Here is a 20,967-nt window from a genome sequence, read left to right on the forward strand (position 1 = left end):
TGAGACGATGACTCCCACAGAGCTCGCCCCCGCCTTCTTCATCGCCACCGTGGTGATCCTGCTGACCTGCCGTCTGGTGGTGCTGGTGACGGGCCGGTTCGGCCAGCCGCCGGTGGTCGGGGAGATGATCGCCGGTGTGGTGCTCGGCCCGTCGCTCTTCGGGCTGGTGGCGCCGGGCGCTTCGGAGGCGGTCTTCCCGCCGGAGCTCAAGCCGGTGCTGTACGTGGCGGGGCAGATCGGCCTGGTGGCGCTGATGTTCCACGCGGGCTACGAATTCCGGGCCCACGCCGGGCGGGGGCTGGCCGGAACCGCGGTGACGGTCTCCGCCGCCGGGGTGGTGGTCCCGCTGCTGCTGGGCGTGGGGCTGACCCTGGTGTCCCATGGCCATGTCGGCATCTTCGTCGACGGGGTCTCGGTGTGGGTGACCGCGGCCTTCGTCGGAGTGGCCCTGGCCATCACCGCCTTTCCGATGCTGGCCCGCATCATCACCGAGCGGGGGCTGTCCGGGACCCGCCACGGTTCGCTGTCCCTCGCCTCGGGGGCCACCGACGACGCGGCCGCCTGGCTCCTGCTCGCCGGGGTGCTCAGCGTGGCTTCGGAGAAGACGGGCCCGATCGTCAAGGCGCTGGGCGGTTCGCTGCTCTTCGTGGCCGTCCTGTTCCTGGTCGGGCGGCGGCTGCTGGCATGGATCGTGACCAGTCCGGGTCTGAGCGACGAGACCCGGCTGCTGTTCACGGTCGCGGTGCTGTTCTGCGGCGCCTGGTTCACCGACACCATTCAGCTCTACGCCGTCTTCGGGGCGTTCTCCATCGGGCTGGCCATGCCCCGCCACGAGGCGTCCGAGCGGGTGGTGCGGACCGTCCAGGGCGCGACCCAGGTCATCTTCGTGCCGATGTTCTTCACCTACTCCGGTCTGAACACACGCTTCGATGTGTTCGCCGACCCGGCCGTGATGGCGTTCGGCGCGGCCTGTGTCGTGGTCGCGTCGGCCGGAAAGTTCGGCGGCTGCTGGGCGGCCGCCAAGCTGTGCGGGGAGCCGGGTGCGGTGGCGGTCAGGGTCGGCGCCCTGATGAACGCGCGCGGGCTGATGCAGCTCATCGCGCTCAACATCGGGCTGTCGGCCGGGATCGTCGGCGATGAGCTGTTCGCGGCGCTGGTCCTGGTGGCGCTGGTGACCACGGTGATGACGGTCCCGGTGCTCAGTTGGCTGGACCGCCGGGACGCCAAGTCGGCGGCCGGGGAACCGAGTGGCACCGCGGCGGCGGTGCCGGCCGGGGGCTGAGCGCCACCCTCCGCACGGGAGACGTCCCGGCATGCCACGGGCCTGCCGGGACGTCGCGGTGCGTCAGCCGGGGTGGACGGCCGCCCCCGGCCCGGCGGGTACCGGCGCTCCCCCGCCGAACGGGCGGAGCCGCACCCTCACACCGTCCCGAGCGGCCCGGCGACCCGCGAAAGCAGCGCCCGCTTGTCCGGTTTGCCGCTCGGTGCCACGGGCACCTCGGCCACCACGGTGACCGTGGCGGGGACACTCGCCTCCCCCAACTCCGCCGCGACGAGGGCGCGCACCGCGTCGAGGTCCGGCGCACGGCCGTCGGCCGGGACCAGGAAGGCGTGCGCGGCCTCGCCGGTGCGCTCGTCGGGCGCGCCCACCACATACGCCTGGTCGACATCGGGATGGGCCGCCAGCGCGCGTTCGATCGCCCCGGCGTAGTGCACGATCGCGTTGACGATGACCACGTCCCGGGCCCGGCCGGTCAGCCGCAGAAAGCCGTGCTCGTCCAGGTGTCCGATATCGCGGGTGCGCACCCACCCGGCCCGCAGGACCTCCCGGGTCTGCTCCTCGTCCTTCCAGTAGCCCGCCATCGCGGAGTCGGTGCGCACCCAAATCTCGCCGGTGGCCCCGGTGGGCACCGACCGGCCCTCGAGGTCGCGGACACCGAGCTCCACCCCGGACCACGCCCGGCCCACCGAGTCGTACACCTGGTCCGGCCACTGGGCCAGGTCGTGCGGGGTCAGCAGGCTGAGCATGCCGGTCTCCGTCTGCCCGTAACCCTGGTGGACCACCGGGCCCAGCTTCCGGGCCGCCTCCGCGAGCCGGTGCGGGGCGAGTGGGGAACCGGCCACGAGCAGCACCCGGAGGCTGCCGGTGTCGACGCGGTCGGTGCGCAGCACATCCAGCACATGGTGCAGCCGGGGCACGGTCATCAGACATGCGGTGATCCGGTGGCGCTCGAAGACCTGGGGGAAGACAAGTGGCGGATCGGGGATGACGGCGGTGCCGCCACCCAGCAGGCAGACCCCGAGATGCTCGAAGATCACCGCGCTGGTCAGGGTGCCGAAGAGCAGATATCGCTCATAGCCCGCCGCGAGCCGCTCCGTCCGCTCGGTCCAACGCGCGGGCTGCCAGGCCCAGTTGAGGGCGAGCGAACGGTAGGTCTGCGTACAGCCCTTGGGGCGTCCGGTGCTGCCGCTGGTCAGCGTCACCATGGCGATGTCCTCGGAACGGCCCTGGGCGGTCAGCTCCCCCGTGGCCTTCGGGTGGGCCGCCAGGAGGTCCGGGCCCAGCCGCAACACGGTCACCCCGCCCGCCGCGTCCAGCAGTTCGGGGGTCGCACCGGTCTCGTCGGCCACCAGGGCGTCGATTCCGTCGGAGAGGACGTACACGAGATGGGCCGGGGTCATGCCGGGCCGCAGCCCCGTCACCCGGCAGCCCAGCAGGTAGGCCGCCATCAGCACGGCGAAGCCCTCGGGCGTCACATCGGTGGCCACCGCGACCGACCGCCCCGGGCCGAGTCCGGCCGCCCGCAGTCCGTCGGCGCACCGGCCGATCAGCTCCAGCACCTCGCCGCGCGGCACGACGCGCGACCGGTGTTCGAAGGCGGGCGGCTCCGGCTGTGCGCGGAAGGCGTCGATGAGGGCCTGGGGGAAGGGCGCGGGGACGGGCTCGGCGTCGCCGTGGGGGGTTCTGCGGCCGGGCGCTCCGGCTGAGGTGTCCATGTGCGTCTCCGTTCGGGGGTGTGCCCAATGGGACGTGGTGGATCACCCGACACGATACGGTGGCACGGCCCGCCCGGGGCCGGAGTTGGGGCTCATCGGCGGCGGTGCGGCGCACCCGGCGGCGGCCGCCCCTGCTCCCGGCGCCCGCCCCCGTCACACGGTCATTCGCCGCGCCAGATGTTGTCGAAGGCCGCTTCCTCGATGGCCCGCCGCTGCCGTTCGGCCTCCAGCTCCATCACGGCGTCGTTGACGGCGGCGAGCACGGTCACGGCCGCGTCGCCGGCCGCGCCCGCGGCGTCTCCGGCGGGCTGCTCGCGGACCCCGATGGCCGCCGCGAGAGAGGCGAGGACTGGCTCGTCGGAGGCCCAGCGGTCCATCGCGTGGCGGCGGGCGGCCGAGTCCACCGGCACCGCCTCACCGGCGCGGAGCGGCAGCCAGCCGTGGCGTCGCCGGGTGATCTGTCCCGCGGACTCCAGGGCGTCCAGATAGGCCGGGGACAGACCGCGGCCTCTGCGCCACAGCCAGTCGCCCACCGGCTCGTACGGCGGCCGGCCGACGAACGACGACGCGGCCTCGTCCAGCAGGCGGTCCCCGGTCGGCGGGCACAGGCCCGGCACGATGCGGTCGTCCTCGATGCCGAGCGCTTCGGCGTCGAGGAGGTCGATCAGCTCGGCTCCCGCGAGCGCGAGCGACAGATCGCCCCGCTCCAGGGGGCGCATGGGCGCCACGTCCAAGGTGACGATCAACAGGTCCCGCGGTGTGGTCATGAAACGCTCCGCTCGCCGTCCCTCAGCAACGATACGTCCCAAGGGCGGGGCTGTCCGCCGACGTGTCCCGCGGTGTCCGCCCTGTCACCGGCCGCTCAGGAACCGGTCGCACCCCAGGTGTGGGCCAGCGCGGCGGCCTCGCCACGCGAGGTGACCCCCAGTTTCTCCAGGATGTTCACCACGTGGAACTTCACCGTCGACTCGCTGATGTGCAGCTCCTGGGCGATCTGCCGGTTGCGCCGCCCGCGGGCCAACTGCTCCAGCACCTCCAGCTCGCGCGCCCCCAGTACGTACAGCGGATCCTTGCGGGCCGGCTGCGGCGGGCCCAGCGGCACGGTGGCCGTCACCATGGTGCCCCACTCCGGGACCGCGTCCACGTCCAGCCGCCCGCCCAGCGCGGACAGCCGCTCGCCGACCCGGCGGGCGTCCAGCGCGGTCCGCCGCAGCACGCCGGGGCCGTCGTCCCGTACGGTGGCGCGCAACTCGCCGTCGCCGACCTTCCAGCCGACGTGGACGCGGCGCACCGGGCGCGGCGCGCCGTCCTGGCCCGGGCCCTGATCGTCGAGCATGGCGTGCACCACGGCCTGTACCACCGCGCGGGCCGTATTGGCCACATCGGCGGGGAGCAGCCGGTCGGCGCCCTCCTCGGTGCCGGGCGGGCCCAGGTCGAGCCGTACGGCAATTTCGCGCAGCACCGGGCGCAGTGCCTCGGCGAGCCGGGCGAAGGCGTCCCCGGCCGACTCCTCCACCAGCGCCTGATCCCGGTCGGTGCGGTCACGCAGCTCGGCCAGGGCGGTGACGGCGAGGTCCACCGCGCGGGCCCGGGCGGTCGGGTCGTCCAGATCGCGCCGGCGCAACACGCCGAGCGGGGCGGACAGGGCGGCGCCGTGGGCGTCCACGAGCTCGGTGATGGCCGTGGCCCGGGCCGCGGCCGCGGCCCGCGACTGGGCCAGCGTCCCGGGGACCGCCTCTACCGCCATCCGGTCGCGGTGCGGCGGTCACCAGGTCCCACAGGGCACGGGCGGCCGCCACGGATCCGGCCGGGACGGGGGTCTCCTGGGTCAGGACGAGGACGAGCAGCGCGCCCCGCGCGGTGGCGTCGCTGTACAGGGCCAGTACGGGCACCTCGGCGCCCGCCATCCGCGCCCGGCCCTGCCAGCTTCCCTCGGCGCGCGCCGCCGGGGAGAGGGCGGCCATCTCGACGGTGGTGATGGCGGATCCGGGGTCGCCGGGCGGGTGTCCATGGGTCTTGAACGGTGAATGCGGGCAGTTGCCGGAGAGCTCGGCCAGCGCCCGGTGCGCAATCGCCTCGGAGAGGGCGTCCGACAGGCGCGGCAGGATCTCGCCCAGGGGCGCCCGGATCACATCGACTGCGGCCGTGAGGTCCATGTCCGTCAGCGTAATGGGCCCTCTTCGCGGCCCCGGCCGTTCCTTCGGCCAGGCGGAACTGGCCGGAGGAACGGCCGGGGAGGGGCATGTCCCGGCCGAGGATGGCGTTGTCGGTACAAACGCCCTCTTGACGGGCTGACGGGAGTGAGAGACATGAAGGCGATCGTCTACGAGGAGTACGGCGGCCCCGAGGTGCTGCGGCTGAAGGAGACGGAGGAGCCCCATCCGGGTCCCGGACAGGTGCGGCTGAAGGTCATGGCCGCCGGCGTGAACCCGATCGACTACAAGATCCGCCGTGGCTGGATGCCGCAGATGGGCCCGGCCGCGTTCCCCGCGATCCCCGGTACGGAGGCGGCCGGGATAGTCGACGAGGTCGGCGAGGGGGTCACCGGTTGGTCGGTGGGCGACGAGGTACTGGGCTGGACGGACACCGGCGCCTACGCCCCGTACGCCCTGGCCACCGATGTCGCGCCCAAGCCGCACGGGCTCGACTGGGAGACGGCCGCCGCGCTGCCGGTGGCCACCGAGACCTCGGCACGCGTGCTCGACCTGCTGCGGCTCGCGGAGGGCGAGACGCTCTTGCTGCACGGGGCCGCCGGTGCGGTCGGCGGGGTCGGCGTCCAGCTCGCGGTGGCCCGGGGCGCCACCGTCATCGGCACCGCCTCCCCCGCCAACCACGACTATCTGCGCTCGCTCGGCGCGATCCCCGTGGCGTACGGCGAGGGCCTGGCCGACCGGGTGCGCGCGGTGGCCCCGGGTGGTGTCGACGCCGTCTACGACGCGGCCGGCCAGGGTGCCCTGCCCGTCTCGATCGAGCTGCGGGGCGGCACGACCGACCGCATCGTCACCATCGCCGACCCCGCGGCCGCCGATCTCGGTGTCACGTTCTCCGGGGGCGGCGGCAACCGCCCCCTGGAGGCCATCGCCGGCTACGCCCGGCTCGCCGCGGAGGGCGGGCTGCGGGTGCCCGTCGTGCGGAGCTTCCCGCTCACGGACGCCGCCGAGGCCCATGAGCAGAGCGAGACCGGCCACAGCCGCGGCAAGCTCGTACTGCGGCCCTGATGGGCGCTGCCCGGGTCTAGGGGGCCGCGTTCATCAGGTCGAGTGCGCTGTGCTGTCGCGCCCCGTCGGTCTTGTCCAGCGGTCCTGACCAGCGCAGTCCGTACTGGTCCAGGGCGTTGCGGTCGGCTGCGTAGGCGCGGTCCGCCTGCCGTTTCAGATAGGCCGTGAAGGGGTGGTCGGGCAGGGCCGCGTCCAGCTTGGCCAGCCCCCGCACATGGGCGCCCTTGAACGACGGGCCGTCGGCACCGCAGTCGCCGGTCTCACAGGGGTCCCTGAGAATGCCATCGGCCGTGTTGAGCTGGGACGACGTGGTGGCGGCGGTTCCGATGCGGCGGGCCGTATCCAGCACGGAACCATCCCCCGTGGCCTTGTGCAGCTCGGCGAGGCCGCCGAGCAGCACGCCCTGGTTGTAGGACCACACCGGTTGGCCGTTGTTCTCGCAGGTGCCCAGGTCGATGCCGTCGTTGACCAGGTTCGAGGCGTTCACCATGCCGGTGCCCTGGAACCAGGACCACTCCGCCTTCGCCCGCTGGAGATAGGCGGTGTCGCCGGGGATCCGGTTGTGCAGAGCCGCGTTCAACTGGAGGTAGAGGGAGTTGGCGATGGCGTTCTTGTAGGTCTTCGCGGTGCTCCACCACACACCGCCGCCACAGGTGGAGTCCCAGTAGGAGGCCATGTAGTCGGCATCGGCGCGGGCGGTGGCGAGATAGCGGGAGTCACCGGTGAGGTCGTAGGCCGCCATCCAGGCCAGGCCCCACCAGCCGGTGTCGTCGATGTAGTCGTTGCGGAACTGCCCGCCCTGCGCACCGAGGTTGAGGTCGTAGGTGCGGGCGATCGCGTATTCATAGCTGCGCATGCCCGTGACGCGGATGTTGTCGATGACGGCCGTGAGGGCGTTGGCCGAGTTCCACCAGCCGGTGGTGGAGAACAGTCCGGTGCCGTAGGAGTAGAACCCCATCTGCGCGGTGGCGGCGGCCGTACGGCGGTCCCACGCGTTCCAGGTCGTACGGGCCCAGGGCGTACAGGCGATGTCGGGACGGTCGCCGGCCTTGCCGCAGGCCCGCAGCGCGCCGACGCCATGGGCGCCCCAGTCGTCCACGTTGTACATGAGGGTGCGCCAGCCCCGCTGCCCGGACGGGATGGCGGTGTTGCCGAGGCGGCTGCCCGAGGACCAGCTACGGCCGCCGTCGAACGAGCGGTCCAGCCACACCTCGTCACCGGGGCTGCCGTTGTCGATGGAGGCCCAGCCCATCGCGTCGGCGTCGTCGAAGTGCAGGGCGATGGAGCGGGAGAAGAGGGTGGCGGTCACGGGGTTGCGGCTCTGCGGGGCGAGCGCCGGGTCACGGGTGTCGCAGTATTTGTTGCAGATGGTGGCGGACGGCGCCGCCTGGGCCGTGGCCGGGAGGAATTGCGTGGCCAGCAGGGCGAATGCTCCGGTGGCGAGGGCGGCCAGGCGGGTGCGCAGCGGTCTGGTGCGTCTCATGCCATGCCTCCTGCCGTCTAGTTGAAGGGGTCCAGGGTGATGGACGCCTGCTGCGGATTGCCGTCGTGGACGAGCGACTCGTGCTGGCCCACGTCGTCGAAGGCGAAGGCGTACGCCTTGCCGTCGGCCATCTGGGCGTGGATCGCACGGGCGTAGTGGTTGGTCACCGCGTCGGTGTAGAACCCGGCGTCACTGGTGTCGGGCTGGTTGGAGTTGGTGAGCAGGGTCGTGCGGTTGTAGCCGGCGCACAGGGTCCGCGAAATGGGGCCGCGCACCTGGTCGTTGGGCGCGTCCAGGCGCTTGTAGCAGCCGAAGACGGAGTCGGAGTCCGGCTTCTGGAAGCTGGTGACCACGGCGCCGGCACCGTTGGTGAAGTTCATGACGTCGCCGGATACCCGCCCGAAGTACTTGGTGTTCGGCCGGTCGGCGAAGGGCGTGACCGTCAGGGTGGAGCCGGCGTACTTCTGCCACACCCGGTTGATGTAGTTGTCCATCGTGTTCGCGGGCAGGCCGCCCGCCTCGATGCCGTGGCCGGGCGCGAGGGCCCGCAGGAGGGTGCCGTCCGGGCGGGTCTGGATGAGACCCGCCCAGCCGCCGGGCTGGGCGCGCAGTGCGTTGAAGACGCCGTTGTAGCCGCCGGGCTTGAGGTGACCGGCGCTCTTCACGCCGCCGTCGGCGCCCTGCACGCCCACCGCGTACGGCGCGGAGAACATGTCGACCTGGGTGCTGTTGATGTACAGGCCGGAGTCGTCGAGGGTGAACTCGCTCCAGTTGAACAGGATGTTCCTGTTGGGGTCGGAGGGGTTCTGCACGGCGGGCTGCACCAGGCCGCCGGTGGTGAGCCGGAAGTCCAGCTTCTGGCCGTAGGAGAAGTAGACCCGGCCGGAGAGCTTCGGGATGCGGATCGTCAGGGCCTGGCCATTGGCCGGACCGGCGATCGACGCGTCGGGGGCCGGGGTCGGCGGGTTGCCGCCGGCGGGCCAGGGGTGGAAGGTCCCGGAGGCATCGGCCCAGCCCTGCTGGCCGGTCGAGAGCAGGGTGCCGATCGTATAGACGTAGATCTGGTCGCCGCGCCCGGAGTTGTTGGTGAACTTCAGCGGGATCGTGCTCGGCACGGCCGACCGGGCGGACGCCTCGGGGGCCAGTGCGGTCATGCCCAGGGCGAGCAGCAGGGCTGAGGCCCAGCAGGGCAGGGTCCGGAATCGGGTGGAGACGCGTCTGGACATACATCACCTCTCGCGCGGCGGCACGGCCGCGTCAGCGGGGGGAATGGGGGGCTCATGGTGCTGAGGGGGTGCGGGGTCATCATGGCAGTGAACATGACACTGGTCTAGACATACTCATGTACATACCGACATCACGACCAACATCACGACCGACTTCAGCCCATGACTCCTGTCGGCGACTTCAGCGCATGCCCCCTGCCGACCCGGCCACACTGCACCAACCTGGACATTCAGGCGTAAAATCGGCATCGTCCGCACTAGGAGCGGAGGCATCACATGACCGAGCCAGCCCCCTCCCACGCCGAACACAAACGGGAAACCGGCCACCCGGACGTGCCGTGGACGACCCCCTCACAGGCCGAGGGCGAGCGCGACGACGAACGGGACACCGGCCACCCCGACGTACAGAGGACGACTCCCTCACAGGCCGAAGGGGAACGATGGGATTAGCCACCACCCCTCTCGGCGCCCGGGCCCGCCCGCCGGTCATGTCCCACCGGTCGGCGGGCTCAGCCATGCGGGCGGAGTGATCTTGGGCTGCGGCTATCCTGACCGGGGAGGCGAGAGATGGCACGCGCGACACAGACCGCCGGGACGAGCGGCACCGCCCGACCGGCAGCACGCCACCACGGCAACCGCCACGGGCGCAGTGAACAGGCCCGGCTGGCGGTGCTGAACGCGGCGGACGACCTGCTGGCCGAAAAGGGCTTCGCGGGCGTCACCGTGGAGGGGATCGCCGCCCGGGCCGGGGTCGCCAAGCAGACGATCTACCGCTGGTGGAGCACCAAGACCGACATCCTCATGGACGCCTTCCTCCAGGATGTGGCCGAGGACCTGCCCGTGCGCGACCGCGGTGATCTCGCCCTGGATCTGCGCAGCTATCTGGGCGACCTGGCCGGGTTCCTCGGCGCGTCCGACTCCGGCGCCGTCTTCAAGGCCCTGGTCGCCCAGGCGCGGCACGATCCGGCGTTCGCCGGGGACTTCCGGTCCCGGTACCTCGACGACCAGCGCCGCCGCGACCGCCTCCCCCTGGAACGGGCCATGGAGCGCGGCGAGTTGCCGCCCGGCCTGGACCTGACCGCCGAGACCGACCAGCTCATCGGCCCCCTCTACTACCGCGTGCTGGTGACCGACGAACCCGTCGGCCAGGACTTCACCGACCGGCTCGTGGACGCCTTCCTCCACCGCCACGGCCTGACACCACCGGCGAACGACTAACGTCCGTCAGCCGATAGGCCGCGCAGCACGGGCGAGCCCATGACCGCCGGTGCCGGGAGACCGTCCAGGAACAGGGCCCCCGCGAGTAGTACGGCGCTTCCGCGCGGCGCGATGCCCAGCTCACGCAGGTCCGCGTCCAGCGCGGCCAGGGCGGCGGCTCCCTCGGACGTGGCGGCGCCGCCCGCCTCGAGCACGGCATGCGCCCCCTCCTTGACCCGTCGGAGGCCCGGCGGGCCCGCCCGGTACAGCGGACCGGTGTCCTGGAGGGTGCTCATCACGGTGAGCAGCGCGTCCAGGCGCGCCTGGGTCTCGGTGGCCCCCGCGGCACGCGCCCGGGACAGGGCGTCCAGGGCGCGGCGCACATGGGGAAAGGCGGCCCGTGCCTCACCGCGCACGCCCGGCGCTCCATAGGTGGCCGAGACATGCGAGCCCGGTGAGGGCCGACGGGGTGCGCCACGGTCGGGTTGGTCCGCTATCCGCTTGGCGGTGGCGGTCACCTCATCGGGCCCGGCGCCGGGCCGCAGCGCGGCGGCGGCCACCAGCAGGCCCGTCACCCACAGCGCGCCATGGTGGAGGGGACCGGTGGCCGCACCGCCACCGGCCCGTGCCATCGTCCACTCGGCGCAGCGGCCGATGGCACCCAGCTCCTCGCGCAGCGCCCGGGACGGCTCCCTGGGACGGCGGGCGGCGGCGGCCATGGCCGCGAAGCCGGGTGCCAGCGCCTTGGCCGACCAGCGCAGTGCGAGCAGATCCGCACCGGTGGCGCGGGCCTGTAGATCGCGGGTGTCGGCGAGGCCCGGTTTGGGCGTCAGCTCCGCCTGGGCGATCAAGGCGAGCACGGCGGCCCGTGCCAGTGCCTCATCCGTGGAGCGCGTCATGGGCATGCCCGGAGGCTAGAGGGCGAACCTTTCAGCGAGATGGGACGTTCCTGTGACCACGCTGTGCGGCGTGCGCCGAAGAGGAGAGGTGATGTGGTCGCGACCGGGCGCCGGGGTGGGGGGGCGACCCGGCAGCGGGGGGGGCGCGACGGGGCGGCGGATCAGTCGGGACGGGGAAAGACCGTGCCGTCGAAGATCTTCCGCGCGGTGCGTACGACCGCCGTGCCCCGCGCCACGGGCGTGGCTCCGTTGTCCACGGCCGTGTCGATGTCCAGGAAGCCGGTGGGGTGTTCGATGCGCAGCCGCTTCCCCGCCGCCGGGAGCCGGGCCACCTCCTCGCCGACGTTTCCCTCGACGCACAGCCCGGCGGCGACACTGGCGGCTCCCAGGACGCCGATCGCCGTATGGCAGCGGACCGGGATGAAGGTGCGGGTCATCACGGTGCCACCGTGGGCGGGCGGGGCCAGCAGGCTGAGCTTGGGCACGGTCGTGGCGCTGACATCGCCCAGGCTCATCAATCGGCCCGCCTCCCGGCGGATCTCCTGGAGCCGGGCGCCGAGCACCGGGTCCGCCTCCAGCTCGCCGGGATCCTCATGGCTGGTGACGTTCAGGACGGACGCGGCGATCAGCACGGTCGGCATGCCGTTGTCCACGCAGGTCACCGGGGTGCCGTCGATGACGTCACGGGCGTGGCCGGTGGGCAGCAGGGGGCCGCTGCCCTGCTGGAAAGCGATCACCAGCGGGGCGGCGGATCCCGGTACGCCCGAGATCCCGGCCGAGCCGGTGTAATCGACGCGCCCGTCCGGGGTGGACACGGTCACGGTGGCGTGGTCACCGCTGTTGACCATCCTGATCCGCACCGGTGTCCGCCCGTCCCGGGCGGCGACCAGGCCACGTTCCACGGCGAAGGGGCCGACCCCGGCCAGGAGGTTGCCGCGGTTCTGCCGGTCGGAGACCTCGGCCCGGTCCACACCGATCCGAAGGAACAGATAGTCGACATCGGCGTCCGGCCCCTGGGAGGCGGAGACGACGGCCACCTTGCTGGTGAGGGGGTGCGCTCCGCCGAGGCCGTCGATCTGCCGTGGATCGGGGCTGCCCATGATCCGCAGCAGCAGATCGTCACGGTCGCCGGGGTCGGACGGCAGGTCCGCCGCGAGGAAATAGGCGCCCTTGGAGGTGCCGCCGCGCATCAGCATGCAGCGCACCCCCTTCGGCCCGCTCATGAGGCGGTCCCGCCGCGGGCGTGCGCGGCACGCTCGGCGTACGGCTGGTGCCGCACCCCGAGCCGGTCGAGGGTCTCCCACAACCCGTAGCGGTCCAGGCCCAGTTGGCCCTCGGCGAAGGCGGTCCGGGTGGCCTCCTCCTTCGCGGTGCGCGCCTTCGCCGCCTCGACGGCCGTGGCGGCGGACTCGCGCGGTACGCACATCACCCCGTCGTCGTCGGCGAGGATCACATCCCCGGGGCGTATGCACTGCCCGCCCACCACCACGGGCACATTGACGGATCCGGCCGTGGCCTTGACGGTGCCCTGCGCGCACACGGCCGCCGACCATACGGGGAAGCCCATCGCGCGCAGTTCGGCGGTGTCGCGCACCCCGGCGTCGATGACCAGGCCGCGGACGCCGCGGTGGTGGAGCGCGGTGGCGAACAGCTCGCCGAACATGCCGTCCGTGGACGGCGAGGTGGTGGTGACGACGAGGATGTCGCCCTCGGCGCACTGCTCGACCGCCGCGTGGATCATCAGGTTGTCGCCGGGCCGGCACAGCGCCGTGACCGCGGTGCCCGCGATGCGCACATCCTGCTGGGCGGGGCGCAGCCCGGGGCCGAGGCATCCGGTACGGCCCATGGCCTCGTGCACCGTGGCCACGCCATACGCCCCCAGGGCGTCCACATGCTCGGCCCCGGCGCGTGGCGGATCGGTGACGATCACACCGGCCGGCCGTGCGGCAGCGAGTGCGTCGCCCGCGTTACCGTGCGTCATTGCTGATCTCTTCTTGCTGGACAGGTCGGTGACCCACCCCGCGGCGCGAGCCCCGCGCCATGTGGTCACGGCGTCGACGCCGGCGCTTCGCTCAAGGCGTCGATCACACTGGTGAGGTGGGCCCGGACGGCCGCTTCGGCCGCCCGTGGGTCCCTGGCCCTGATCGCTTCGATCACGGCCAGGTGTTCACCCAGGGACCGCTGGGCACGCCCCGGCCGCAGCGCGAGCTGGAACCGATGGCGGACAAGCTGTGCGTTGAGCCGCTCCAGCAGCTCCACCGCCACCTGCTGGCCGGAGAACTCCCGGATGCGGGCGTGCAGTTGGTGGTTGAGGTCGGAGTAGGTCAGCGGTTCGCCGTCGGCGACCGCCTTGGACATCGCCGTGCCCAGGTCGGCCAGTTCGGTCAACTGCTCCTCGCCGGCCTGAACAGCCGCCTTGGCGGCGCACAGCCCTTCCAGGACCATGCGGCATTCGGTGATGGCCACGGCCTCCTCCACGCTCACCACCCGCACCCGTGAACCACGGTTGCGAATCCGCTCGACCAAGCCCTCGGACGCCAGATCGATCAGCGCCGCGCGGATGCTCGCCCGTGTCACCTCGAATTGCTCGGCGAGCTCGTTCTCCACCAGCCGCTGGGCCGGTGCCATCTCCCCGCGCAAAATCGCCTGCCGCAGCCGCTCCATCGCATGCTGCTTCGCCTGCTCTCCGGTGCCTGGACGAGCTTCCTTCGGCATTGCGTGCCCTCCCTGAGTGAGTGCCTGTCGAAGGTAAATCTAGGCCAACAAGATTGTCAACGATTCTGTTGTCCATATTGGCGACATAGATCGGCTCGCGTTCCCCTGATTCCGGTCTCGTGACAGGGGAGGCCGGGGTTGCTTGAATGGTGCGGCGGTTCCCCATCGGACCCCGTCGACCGTTGGAGCATTCCCGTGCCTCTCTCGCGTCGTACCCTCGTCTCCACGCTCCCTGCCGCCACCCTGTCGGCCATGGCCCTGCCGCTGCGCGCACGGGCGGCGGGACATCCGGCCGCATCCGGTGCGACGGCGGAGGGCGATGCGTCCGGGCCCGCTCACACCCGGCTGATCGACAACACCGTGGCCGTCTTCGCCGGAACACGGGAGGTGGGCACCCGCCCCGAGGTCCGCGCCAAACTCGCGGCCATCGCCACAACCGCCCGCTCCCGGCTCACCGCGATGGACCGCGCCGGGCAGGGCGAGCTCTTCCAGGGCCTCGCACTGGGCACGAGCGATCCCAACCTGATCACCTCGTTCCAGTACCTCTACGAGATCGCCCTCGCCACCCGCACACCGGAAGACGGCACACCATCCGGGCTCCACGGTGACACCGGTGTCCAGCGGCGCGTCATCGACGGCCTGATATGGCTCCATGAGCGCTACTACGGCGACCAGTCGAAGGGCTACTACGGCAACTGGTTCACCTGGGAGATCGGCATATCCACCCACGTCAGCAAGATCCTTGCGCTGCTCGTGGACCAACTCGCCGCCTACCGGCCCGAACTGGCCGCCGCCTACGTCGCCTCGATGGACGCGTATCTGCGCAATGGCAAGGCCGGTGACGTCGACCTCGACTCACGCTTCCACACCGGCGCCAACCTCGCCGACATCACCACCAACCGCATCCTCCAGGGCGCCGTGCTCGGCGACGACGCCCGGATCGCCAAGGCCATCGCCGACCAGTTGACCGTCCTGGCCACGATCGACCCGTACGCGCTGCGGCACGGTGTCACCGACGGCTTCTACGCCGACGGCTCCTTCATCCAGCACGCTTCCGTGGCCTACACGGGCTCCTACGGCAAGGGGCTGCTCACCCGTGTCGTACAGACCATCAAGATGCTCGACGGCACCGGCTACACCACCGACGACCGGCTGGTCCGCGTCGCCCAGGGGTGGGTGGTGGACGGCTTCGCCCCGCTGATCTTCGAGGGCTGGCTGATGGAGATCGTCAAGGGGCGCGGGGTGTCCCGCCCGGCGACGGGGTACGCGGACGCCGCCGAGGTGGTGGAGGCCGTGGTGGGCCTGTCCGCTCATGCCACCGGCGCCGACGTCACAGCGCTGAAGGGCTATGTCTCGTATCTGCGGCAGACCTCCAAGGCCACGCTCGATCCTTCGGCGTTCGTGTCCCCGGTGAGCATCGTCCGCTACGCCGACATCCTGGCCGACTCCTCGATCCCGGCGCGGGACCTCGGCCCCGCCGAGCGCCATCTCGCGTTCAACGCGATGGACAGAACCGTCCACCGGCGCCCCGGTTACGCCTTCGCCCTGGCCCGCAGCTCCTCCAGGATCAGCCGATACGAGTACATGAGCGGCGAGAACCTGATGCCCTGGTTCCAGGGGGACGGCGCCCACCATCTGTATCTCTCCGGCCAGGACCAGACCCAGGCGTTCGGCATCGACTACCTCACCGCCGTCCCGCCCCACCGCCTCGCCGGTGTCACCGCCCCCGTGGAGACCCGCCGCACCGTCCCCGAGCTGTACGGCACGCTCTGGTACGACAACCCCGAACGTGGCTTCACCTCCTCGTCGGAGACGCAGAACACCTATGTCTACTTCCCGCGCGGCACCCACCCGTTCTCCGGTGGCGCCGCCCTGGGCGCGTACGGTGTGGCGGGGCTCGTCCAGTCCGATGACGTGGCGTACGCCGCGAAGCAGGCGGGCGACCTCCCCGACGACTTCGTGGTGTACCGCGACGCCGATGCCACCAAGTCGTGGTTCCTGTTCGACGACGAGATCGTGGTGCTGGCCGCGGGGGTCGGCGACGCCGCCGGCCGCGCGGTGACGACGACCCTCGACACCCGGATCGCCGCCCCCTCGGACACCCTCGCCCTCACCGGGCGGCTCCGCGGCGGTGCGCCCTGGTCCGGCACCGGCACGGCCCCGCTCGCGTGGCTGCGGTACGCCAATGCCACCCAGGCCGCCTCGGTCGGGTATGTCTTCCTCGACGGGCCGCCGCCCACGGTCACACTCGATACCGTCACCCGCAGCCGCCGCGCCGTCCGTCTCGCCAACCCCGACCTCCCGGTGACCAAACAGCTCTTCGCCGTCGCGGTGGAGCGGCCGGCCGGGACGCCGCACACCTCGATGGCGTACGCCCTCGTGCCAAGCGCCACCGAACGCCAACTGGGCGCCTACGCCCGTCGGCCGCTCACCGTCCTGGCCAACACCACCCGGCTACAGGCCGTGGCCCACCGGGGTCTGCGGATCACCGCGCTCAACGCCTTCGCCCCCGGCACCCATCGCGCCGGGCGGCTGGCGGTGCGCGGACCCGGCTCGGTGCTCCTGCGGGAAGCCCGGGACGGCGCCTTGGCGATCGCGGTGTCCGATCCGACCACCGAGCGCGACACGGTGTCCGTCGTCATCCGGGGCCGGAGGATGAGGGCCGTGGCGGCGGACGACGGTGTCCGGGTGGGCCGGGTGCCCGGCGGCACCCGGATCGTCGTCACCACCCGCCACGCCTACGGCCGGAGTTTCACGGCGACACTGCGCTGACCTGCGAGGCGCGCAGATGCCGGGCGCCCGCGCGGACCGCCCACCCGAACACGGCGAGGGCGAGGACGCCCACCGCCACGGTGTCGTACGGCGCCGGGAGGCGGGCGGAACCGCCGAAGGTGCCGAGCCACGACAGCACGGTCAGCGCCGCCAGATGGAAGACCAGCCAGGCGCCGCGCCGCAGCTCCTCCCCCAGGGACGCACCGCCGTCCTCGCGACGCTGAAACAGGAACAACACCGCGCCGAGCAGTACGAAGGGCAGCGCGAGCCGCAGATCGTGCCAGCCCGACCAGTAGACGAACTCACTGGCCACCACGAAGCTCACCGGTGCGATCCAGCGCACCCCCGGCACCCGGCCCTCGGCCCGCGTCACTCCCCGCTCGCGGTCGTGCGCCCGGAACGCCGCGACGGCGACCGCCGAGGCCGCGTAGATCAGCAGATACATGTCCCCCATCACGCTCACGATGTCCTGCCAGCCGCCGAACGGCAGCATGAAGACCACGATGACCGCCAGGTTGAGCAGCAGCGCCCGGCGCGCCACCCCGGACCGGGGGTGGATGCGCATGAAGAAGCGGGGCAGCAGCCCGTTCTTGGCCAGGGCGTAGGTATGGCGAGCGTCGATGGCCACGCCCACATAGGCCGATCCGCCCGGTGAGATCACGGCGTCGGCGTAGAGCAGCGTGGCCAGCCAGTGGAGATTGAGCACCAGGGCGAGCTGTCCGAAGGGCGACTCGAAGTTGACTCCCTTCCAGCCGTGGCCCAGCAGCGACTCGGGCACCGTGAACAGAAAGGCCAGTTGGAGCCCGAGGTAGACCAGCACGGCGAGGCCGATGCCGGTGAGCACCGCGGCCGGGACGGTACGGCGCGGATTGCGCGCCTCCCCGGAGAAGTCGAGCGGGGCCTGGAAGCCGTTGACGGAGTACACGATGCCGCCACCGGCGAGCGCGGTCAGGCAGGCCGCGTAGCCGTACGGCGCGAAACCGCCGTGGTCGGTGAGGCGTCCGGAGTGGGTGCCGGACAGGAACAGCGCGACGATGGTGAGAACGGGGACGATGACCTTGAACACCGAGATGAGGTTGTTCAGCCGGGCGAATATCCGCACGGCGAACCAGTTGCACACCGTCAGCACGACACTGAGCGCCACGGCCACGGCGAGCCCGGAGACGGTGAGTGTGCCACCGCTGTAGAGCCCCGGCAGATAGTGTGCGGCGTACTGCATGATCGCGCTGATCTCGGCCGCCGTACCGCCCACCGAGAGCAGCACGGACCAGCCGATCATCGTGCCGACCAGCCGTCCGCTGGCGTACAGCGGCCAGCGCACGGTGCCGCCGCCCTCCGGGCGGGTGGCGCCGAGTTCCACCATGACCAACGCGATCAGGGCGCACAGCACACCCGCCGCGATCCAGGAGAGCAGGGCGGCGGGGCCGGCGGTCTGGGCGGCGTACATGGCCGCGAACAGCCACCCGGACCCCAGGATGTTGGAGAACCCGATCGCGGTCAGGCCCCAGAATCCGAGGTCCTTATGGAGTCGTCGCTCCTCGGCGAGCACCGCCGGGGCGGCGATGGACTCCGGTGGGTGGTTCTGCGACACGTGGCTCGTCTCCTCGGTGGTGCATGAACATACAAAGGCCCAGCGTGCCATGCGTGCCGACGGCCGCCCCCGACGCGCCCCGGACCTCGGTGCGAGCCCATGGCCGCGCACGGGTGAGGGCCGATGGCCATGCCCGGCGATCGACGGAAAAACACACCTCACCAGCGAGAAATCGCCGCATATCGGCCAGGGGCGTGTTCTCATGCTTCAGGTGTCCTCTCCCTCCCGCCGTGATGTCCTGCGGTCCGCGAGCGGTGCCGTGGCGGCCACGACGTGCGGCGTCGGCTGCGGCCACCACGCCGTGTCCTCGTCGTCCAGACCGGCCGGTCCCGCCGAGACGCCCTCCTCCGGTGCGGCCTCGGACCGGGCCACGCCCGCCGGAGCCGCGCCGCGCGGACCGGTGCGTTTCCGCGGACTGCCACCCCAGATCGCCCACGGCCCGCGCGGCGGAGGCGCGGTGGCCCTCACCTTCCACGGCCAGGGGGACGCGGAGCTCGCCCGCTCGCTGCTGTCCGAGGCCGAGCGGGCCGGGGCCCGGGTCACCGTTCTCGCCGTCGGCACCTGGCTCGACGAGCATCCGGAGCTGGCCCGGCGGGTCCTGGACGGCGGCCATGAACTGGGCAACCACACCATGCGGCACCGCGCCGTCTGCGCACTGCCCGCCGACGAGGCGTACGCGGAGATCACCGAATGCGCCGACCGGCTGCGCCGCCTCACCGGGACCATCGGAAGCTGGTTCCGTCCGTCGCGGGCCCGTACCGCCACGGACCTCGTGACCCGTCTGGCGGCCCGCGCCGGGTACCCGCACGTCCTCTCCTACGACGTGGATTCCCGGGACTTCCAGGACCCGGGGCCGGACGCGGTGCGGGAGGCGGTCCTCGGCCAGGTCCGCGCCGGTTCCGTGGTCAGTCTGCACTTCGGTCACACCGGGACGCTGACCGCGCTGCCCGCGGTCCTCGACGGTCTGCGCGGGCGCGGTCTGCGCGCGGTCACCACGACGGAGCTGATGCACTCCGATGGCGTAGCAACGACAGCGGGCCCCGGGATGCGTACCGAGACTGGGTGAGACGCCGGGCGGCCGCCCGTGGTGTGCCCATACGGGAGCGGAGGAGACCCCATGCACCACCGCAAGGATCTCGGACTGCTCGCACTGCGCCTCGGTGTGGGCGGGGTGCTGGCCGCGCACGGCACACAGAAGCTCTTCGGCTGGTGCGGCGGCGATGGCCTGGACCGTACCGCCCAGGCCATGGAGGCGATGGGCTTCCGTCCGGGGCGCGCCAGTGCCTTGGCGGCCGGGCTGGGCGAGGCGGGCGGCGGGCTGCTGCTCGCGCTCGGCTTCGCCACTCCCGCGGCCGGGGCGGCGGCCGCGGGGACGATGGCGGGCGCGGTGTCGGTGAACGCGCCGGCCGGCTTCTTCGCCCAGTCCGGGGGCTATGAGTTTCCCGCCCTGCTGGGATGTTCGTCGGCGGCGCTCGGGATCGCGGGGCCCGGCCGCTACTCGCTCGATCACCTCACCCGCCATGCGCTGGACCAGCCGTGGCTGATCGCGACGGCGTTCACCATGAGCGCGCTCACGGCGGCCGCGGTGATCAGACGCCGGATCGCGGTGACCACGGAGCGGGAGCTCGCCGAGGAGCAGGGGTTCATCGACGAGCAGGAGCTGGCCGAGTAGAGCACGCCCCTCCCCCTCGCCCTCGTGTATCACCTCTCCGGCAGGTGACGTACGGCGTGCGAGGGTCGCACCCGTGCGCCATGGTGGATGCCAAGGCCCGGGAGCGGTCGCACTGGTGGAGGGTGCGGATGTTCGACAGGCGCAGCTTCGGGAAGATGGTGGGCGCGAGTGCGGTCGGGGCGCCGTTCGCCGTCCGCGCCACCGGCTCGGCCAAGGCCGCGGGGGACGCCCCGGAGGAGCGGCGGACGCCGTCCGCGCGGCCGCATACGTCCTTCGCCGCCCTGCGGCAGATCAAGGCCGGGGAGCTGAACGTCGGCTACGCCGAGGCCGGTCCGGCCCATGGCCCCGCGGTCGTCCTGCTGCACGGCTGGCCCTATGACATCCACAGCTATGTCGAGGTGGCGCCCTTGCTGGCCGCCGAGGGGTATCGGGTGGTGGTCCCTTATCTGCGCGGCTATGGGACGACACGCTTCCGGTCACCCCGGACGTTCCGCGACGGCCAGCAGTCGGTGTTCGCCCTCGATCTCCTCGCCCTGATGGACGCCCTCGGGATCGAGCGGGCGATCCTCGCCGGATACGACTGGGGCTCGCGCACGGCCGACATCGTCGCGGCGCTGTGGCCGAAGCGCTGCAAGGCCCTGGTCTCGGTGAGCGGCTATCTGATCACCAACCGGGAGAAGAACAAGCAGCCGCAGCCGCCGAAGGTCGAATGGGCCTGGTGGTATCAGTACTACTTCGCCACGCAGCGGGGTGTGCTGGGGCTGGAGAATCCGGAGTACCGGCGTGAACTGGCGCGGCTCGTCTGGCGGTTCAACTCGCCGACATGGCACTTCGACGACGCCACCTTCGCGCGCACCGCCGCCGCCTTCCGGAATCCGGACTATGTCCGCATCGTGATCCGCAACTATCGCTGGCGGCTGGGGCTCGCGGCGGGTGATCCCCGGTACGACGATTTGGAGCGGCGCCTGGCCAAGGGCCCCGTCATCGGCGTCCCCACGGTCACGCTGGACGGCGGGCGCGATCCCTTCACCCCCGCCGGGGGCGGTGCCTCCTACCGGGACAAGTTCTCGGGTCCGTACGCCCACCGGACGCTGAAGGACATCGGCCACAATGTGCCCCAGGAGGCTCCCGAAGCCTTCGCCGATGCCGTGGTCGAGGCCGACGGTCTGCGACGGCGCTGATGAACGCCGCCGCCGG

Annotated in this window: 18 protein-coding genes; 8 read left to right on the top strand and 10 right to left on the bottom strand. The window is 72.1% G+C overall.

Features of this window, described 5'->3' with window-relative positions:
• Positions 1–7 precede the first annotated feature (7 nt).
• On the top strand, positions 8–1,282 hold the full coding sequence (locus tag ACK1X7_RS04095; protein ID WP_413114640.1) for a cation:proton antiporter: 1,275 nt from the start codon (positions 8–10) through the stop codon (positions 1,280–1,282).
• Positions 1,283–1,419: 137 nt separating this feature from the next.
• Here the strand turns inward: ACK1X7_RS04095 and ACK1X7_RS04100 are convergent, their stop codons facing one another.
• From ACK1X7_RS04100 to ACK1X7_RS04110, 3 genes are all read right to left on the bottom strand, one after another.
• Positions 1,420–2,997, bottom strand: coding sequence for a class I adenylate-forming enzyme family protein (locus tag ACK1X7_RS04100; protein WP_385156374.1), 1,578 nt, complete (start codon positions 2,995–2,997; stop codon positions 1,420–1,422).
• 161 nt (positions 2,998–3,158) lie between these two features.
• Positions 3,159–3,764: a GOLPH3/VPS74 family protein gene (locus tag ACK1X7_RS04105; protein ID WP_390795850.1), complete on the bottom strand. Its 606-nt coding sequence runs from the start codon at positions 3,762–3,764 to the stop codon at positions 3,159–3,161.
• A 95-nt stretch (positions 3,765–3,859) separates the two neighbouring features.
• Positions 3,860–4,744: a LuxR C-terminal-related transcriptional regulator gene (locus ACK1X7_RS04110; RefSeq protein ID WP_413114641.1), complete on the bottom strand. Its 885-nt coding sequence runs from the start codon at positions 4,742–4,744 to the stop codon at positions 3,860–3,862.
• A gap of 562 nt (positions 4,745–5,306) precedes the next feature.
• Here ACK1X7_RS04110 and ACK1X7_RS04115 point away from each other — a divergent pair.
• Positions 5,307–6,215, top strand: a complete 909-nt coding sequence (locus ACK1X7_RS04115; RefSeq protein WP_385157905.1) for an NADP-dependent oxidoreductase — start codon at positions 5,307–5,309, stop codon at positions 6,213–6,215.
• A gap of 16 nt (positions 6,216–6,231) precedes the next feature.
• Here ACK1X7_RS04115 and ACK1X7_RS04120 read toward each other — a convergent pair whose 3' ends face one another.
• Both ACK1X7_RS04120 and ACK1X7_RS04125 read right to left on the bottom strand, forming a co-directional pair.
• Positions 6,232–7,698: a glycoside hydrolase family 76 protein gene (locus ACK1X7_RS04120; RefSeq protein WP_413114642.1), complete on the bottom strand. Its 1,467-nt coding sequence runs from the start codon at positions 7,696–7,698 to the stop codon at positions 6,232–6,234.
• Positions 7,699–7,715: 17 nt separating this feature from the next.
• Complete coding sequence (locus ACK1X7_RS04125; RefSeq protein ID WP_390795852.1) at positions 7,716–8,924, bottom strand: glycoside hydrolase family 64 protein; 1,209 nt, start codon at positions 8,922–8,924, stop codon at positions 7,716–7,718.
• A gap of 276 nt (positions 8,925–9,200) precedes the next feature.
• Between ACK1X7_RS04125 and ACK1X7_RS04130 the strand changes: the two genes are divergently transcribed.
• Together ACK1X7_RS04130 and ACK1X7_RS04135 are read left to right on the top strand one after the other, a co-directional pair.
• Positions 9,201–9,374 carry a hypothetical protein gene (locus ACK1X7_RS04130; protein WP_361510994.1) on the top strand — a complete coding sequence of 58 codons (174 nt, stop codon included), beginning with the start codon at positions 9,201–9,203 and terminating at the stop codon, positions 9,372–9,374.
• A 117-nt stretch (positions 9,375–9,491) separates the two neighbouring features.
• Positions 9,492–10,142: a TetR/AcrR family transcriptional regulator gene (locus ACK1X7_RS04135; protein ID WP_398159739.1), complete on the top strand. Its 651-nt coding sequence runs from the start codon at positions 9,492–9,494 to the stop codon at positions 10,140–10,142.
• Here the strand turns inward: ACK1X7_RS04135 and ACK1X7_RS04140 are convergent.
• The 4 genes from ACK1X7_RS04140 to ACK1X7_RS04155 form a co-directional block, all read right to left on the bottom strand.
• On the bottom strand, positions 10,139–11,020 hold the full coding sequence (locus ACK1X7_RS04140; RefSeq protein WP_413116843.1) for a triphosphoribosyl-dephospho-CoA synthase: 882 nt from the start codon (positions 11,018–11,020) through the stop codon (positions 10,139–10,141). The two genes, ACK1X7_RS04135 and ACK1X7_RS04140, sit on opposite strands and share 4 nt — an antisense overlap.
• Before the next feature lie 161 nt (positions 11,021–11,181).
• The gene (locus ACK1X7_RS04145) at positions 11,182–12,243 is read right to left on the bottom strand and encodes a 4-oxalomesaconate tautomerase (protein ID WP_413114643.1); all 1,062 of its coding nucleotides are present in this window, start codon (positions 12,241–12,243) and stop codon (positions 11,182–11,184) included.
• Positions 12,240–13,001, bottom strand: a complete 762-nt coding sequence (locus tag ACK1X7_RS04150) for a 4-carboxy-4-hydroxy-2-oxoadipate aldolase/oxaloacetate decarboxylase (RefSeq protein ID WP_413114644.1) — start codon at positions 12,999–13,001, stop codon at positions 12,240–12,242. Before ACK1X7_RS04150 ends, ACK1X7_RS04145 begins: the two co-directional genes overlap by 4 nt.
• 65 nt (positions 13,002–13,066) lie before the next feature.
• Entirely contained in the window at positions 13,067–13,735 is a 669-nt protein-coding gene (locus ACK1X7_RS04155) for a GntR family transcriptional regulator (protein WP_385149630.1), read from the bottom strand.
• A 195-nt stretch (positions 13,736–13,930) separates the two neighbouring features.
• On the opposite strand from ACK1X7_RS04155, the gene ACK1X7_RS04160 reads away from it, so the two are divergent.
• A complete protein-coding gene (locus ACK1X7_RS04160; RefSeq protein ID WP_390795474.1) occupies positions 13,931–16,507 on the top strand; it encodes a polysaccharide lyase family 8 super-sandwich domain-containing protein in 2,577 nt (858 codons plus the stop codon).
• On the opposite strand, the gene ACK1X7_RS04165 is transcribed toward ACK1X7_RS04160, so the two are convergent.
• Positions 16,488–18,149: an APC family permease gene (locus tag ACK1X7_RS04165; RefSeq protein ID WP_385149625.1), complete on the bottom strand. Its 1,662-nt coding sequence runs from the start codon at positions 18,147–18,149 to the stop codon at positions 16,488–16,490. The genes ACK1X7_RS04160 and ACK1X7_RS04165 overlap by 20 nt on opposite strands.
• Positions 18,150–18,309: 160 nt before the next feature.
• Here ACK1X7_RS04165 and ACK1X7_RS04170 point away from each other — a divergent pair, with 160 nt between their 5' ends.
• The 3 genes from ACK1X7_RS04170 to ACK1X7_RS04180 all read left to right on the top strand — a co-directional run bounded on the left by ACK1X7_RS04170 (position 18,310) and on the right by ACK1X7_RS04180 (position 20,951).
• A complete protein-coding gene (locus ACK1X7_RS04170; protein WP_390795473.1) occupies positions 18,310–19,164 on the top strand; it encodes a polysaccharide deacetylase family protein in 855 nt (284 codons plus the stop codon).
• A 51-nt stretch (positions 19,165–19,215) separates the two neighbouring features.
• Complete coding sequence (locus tag ACK1X7_RS04175) at positions 19,216–19,770, top strand: DoxX family protein (protein WP_385149619.1); 555 nt, start codon at positions 19,216–19,218, stop codon at positions 19,768–19,770.
• Between the two features lie 128 nt (positions 19,771–19,898).
• A complete protein-coding gene (locus tag ACK1X7_RS04180) occupies positions 19,899–20,951 on the top strand; it encodes an alpha/beta fold hydrolase (RefSeq protein ID WP_385149639.1) in 1,053 nt (350 codons plus the stop codon).
• Positions 20,952–20,967: the final 16 nt, after the last annotated feature.

Origin of the sequence: Streptomyces sp. CY-1 (genome assembly GCF_047218265.1) — a bacterium.
Classification (GTDB): Bacteria; Actinomycetota; Actinomycetes; order Streptomycetales; family Streptomycetaceae; genus Streptomyces; species Streptomyces niphimycinicus.

What these genes read in the sequence shown, in the direction of transcription:
- ACK1X7_RS04140 (WP_413116843.1), bottom strand. Translation starts at nt 11,020, where the DNA reads ATGACGCGCTCCACGGATGAGGCACTGGCACGGGCCGCCGTGCTCGCC.
- ACK1X7_RS04150 (WP_413114644.1), bottom strand. Translation starts at nt 13,001, where the DNA reads ATGACGCACGGTAACGCGGGCGACGCACTCGCTGCCGCACGGCCGGCC.
- ACK1X7_RS04180 (WP_385149639.1), top strand. Translation starts at nt 19,899, where the DNA reads ATGTTCGACAGGCGCAGCTTCGGGAAGATGGTGGGCGCGAGTGCGGTC.
- ACK1X7_RS04120 (WP_413114642.1), bottom strand. Translation starts at nt 7,698, where the DNA reads ATGAGACGCACCAGACCGCTGCGCACCCGCCTGGCCGCCCTCGCCACC.
- ACK1X7_RS04105 (WP_390795850.1), bottom strand. Translation starts at nt 3,764, where the DNA reads ATGACCACACCGCGGGACCTGTTGATCGTCACCTTGGACGTGGCGCCC.
- ACK1X7_RS04145 (WP_413114643.1), bottom strand. Translation starts at nt 12,243, where the DNA reads ATGAGCGGGCCGAAGGGGGTGCGCTGCATGCTGATGCGCGGCGGCACC.
- ACK1X7_RS04115 (WP_385157905.1), top strand. Translation starts at nt 5,307, where the DNA reads ATGAAGGCGATCGTCTACGAGGAGTACGGCGGCCCCGAGGTGCTGCGG.
- ACK1X7_RS04130 (WP_361510994.1), top strand. Translation starts at nt 9,201, where the DNA reads ATGACCGAGCCAGCCCCCTCCCACGCCGAACACAAACGGGAAACCGGC.
- ACK1X7_RS04175 (WP_385149619.1), top strand. Translation starts at nt 19,216, where the DNA reads ATGCACCACCGCAAGGATCTCGGACTGCTCGCACTGCGCCTCGGTGTG.
- ACK1X7_RS04135 (WP_398159739.1), top strand. Translation starts at nt 9,492, where the DNA reads ATGGCACGCGCGACACAGACCGCCGGGACGAGCGGCACCGCCCGACCG.
- ACK1X7_RS04095 (WP_413114640.1), top strand. Translation starts at nt 8, where the DNA reads ATGACTCCCACAGAGCTCGCCCCCGCCTTCTTCATCGCCACCGTGGTG.
- ACK1X7_RS04125 (WP_390795852.1), bottom strand. Translation starts at nt 8,924, where the DNA reads ATGTCCAGACGCGTCTCCACCCGATTCCGGACCCTGCCCTGCTGGGCC.
- ACK1X7_RS04165 (WP_385149625.1), bottom strand. Translation starts at nt 18,149, where the DNA reads ATGGCACGCTGGGCCTTTGTATGTTCATGCACCACCGAGGAGACGAGC.
- ACK1X7_RS04100 (WP_385156374.1), bottom strand. Translation starts at nt 2,997, where the DNA reads ATGGACACCTCAGCCGGAGCGCCCGGCCGCAGAACCCCCCACGGCGAC.
- ACK1X7_RS04155 (WP_385149630.1), bottom strand. Translation starts at nt 13,735, where the DNA reads ATGCCGAAGGAAGCTCGTCCAGGCACCGGAGAGCAGGCGAAGCAGCAT.
- ACK1X7_RS04110 (WP_413114641.1), bottom strand. Translation starts at nt 4,744, where the DNA reads ATGGCGGTAGAGGCGGTCCCCGGGACGCTGGCCCAGTCGCGGGCCGCG.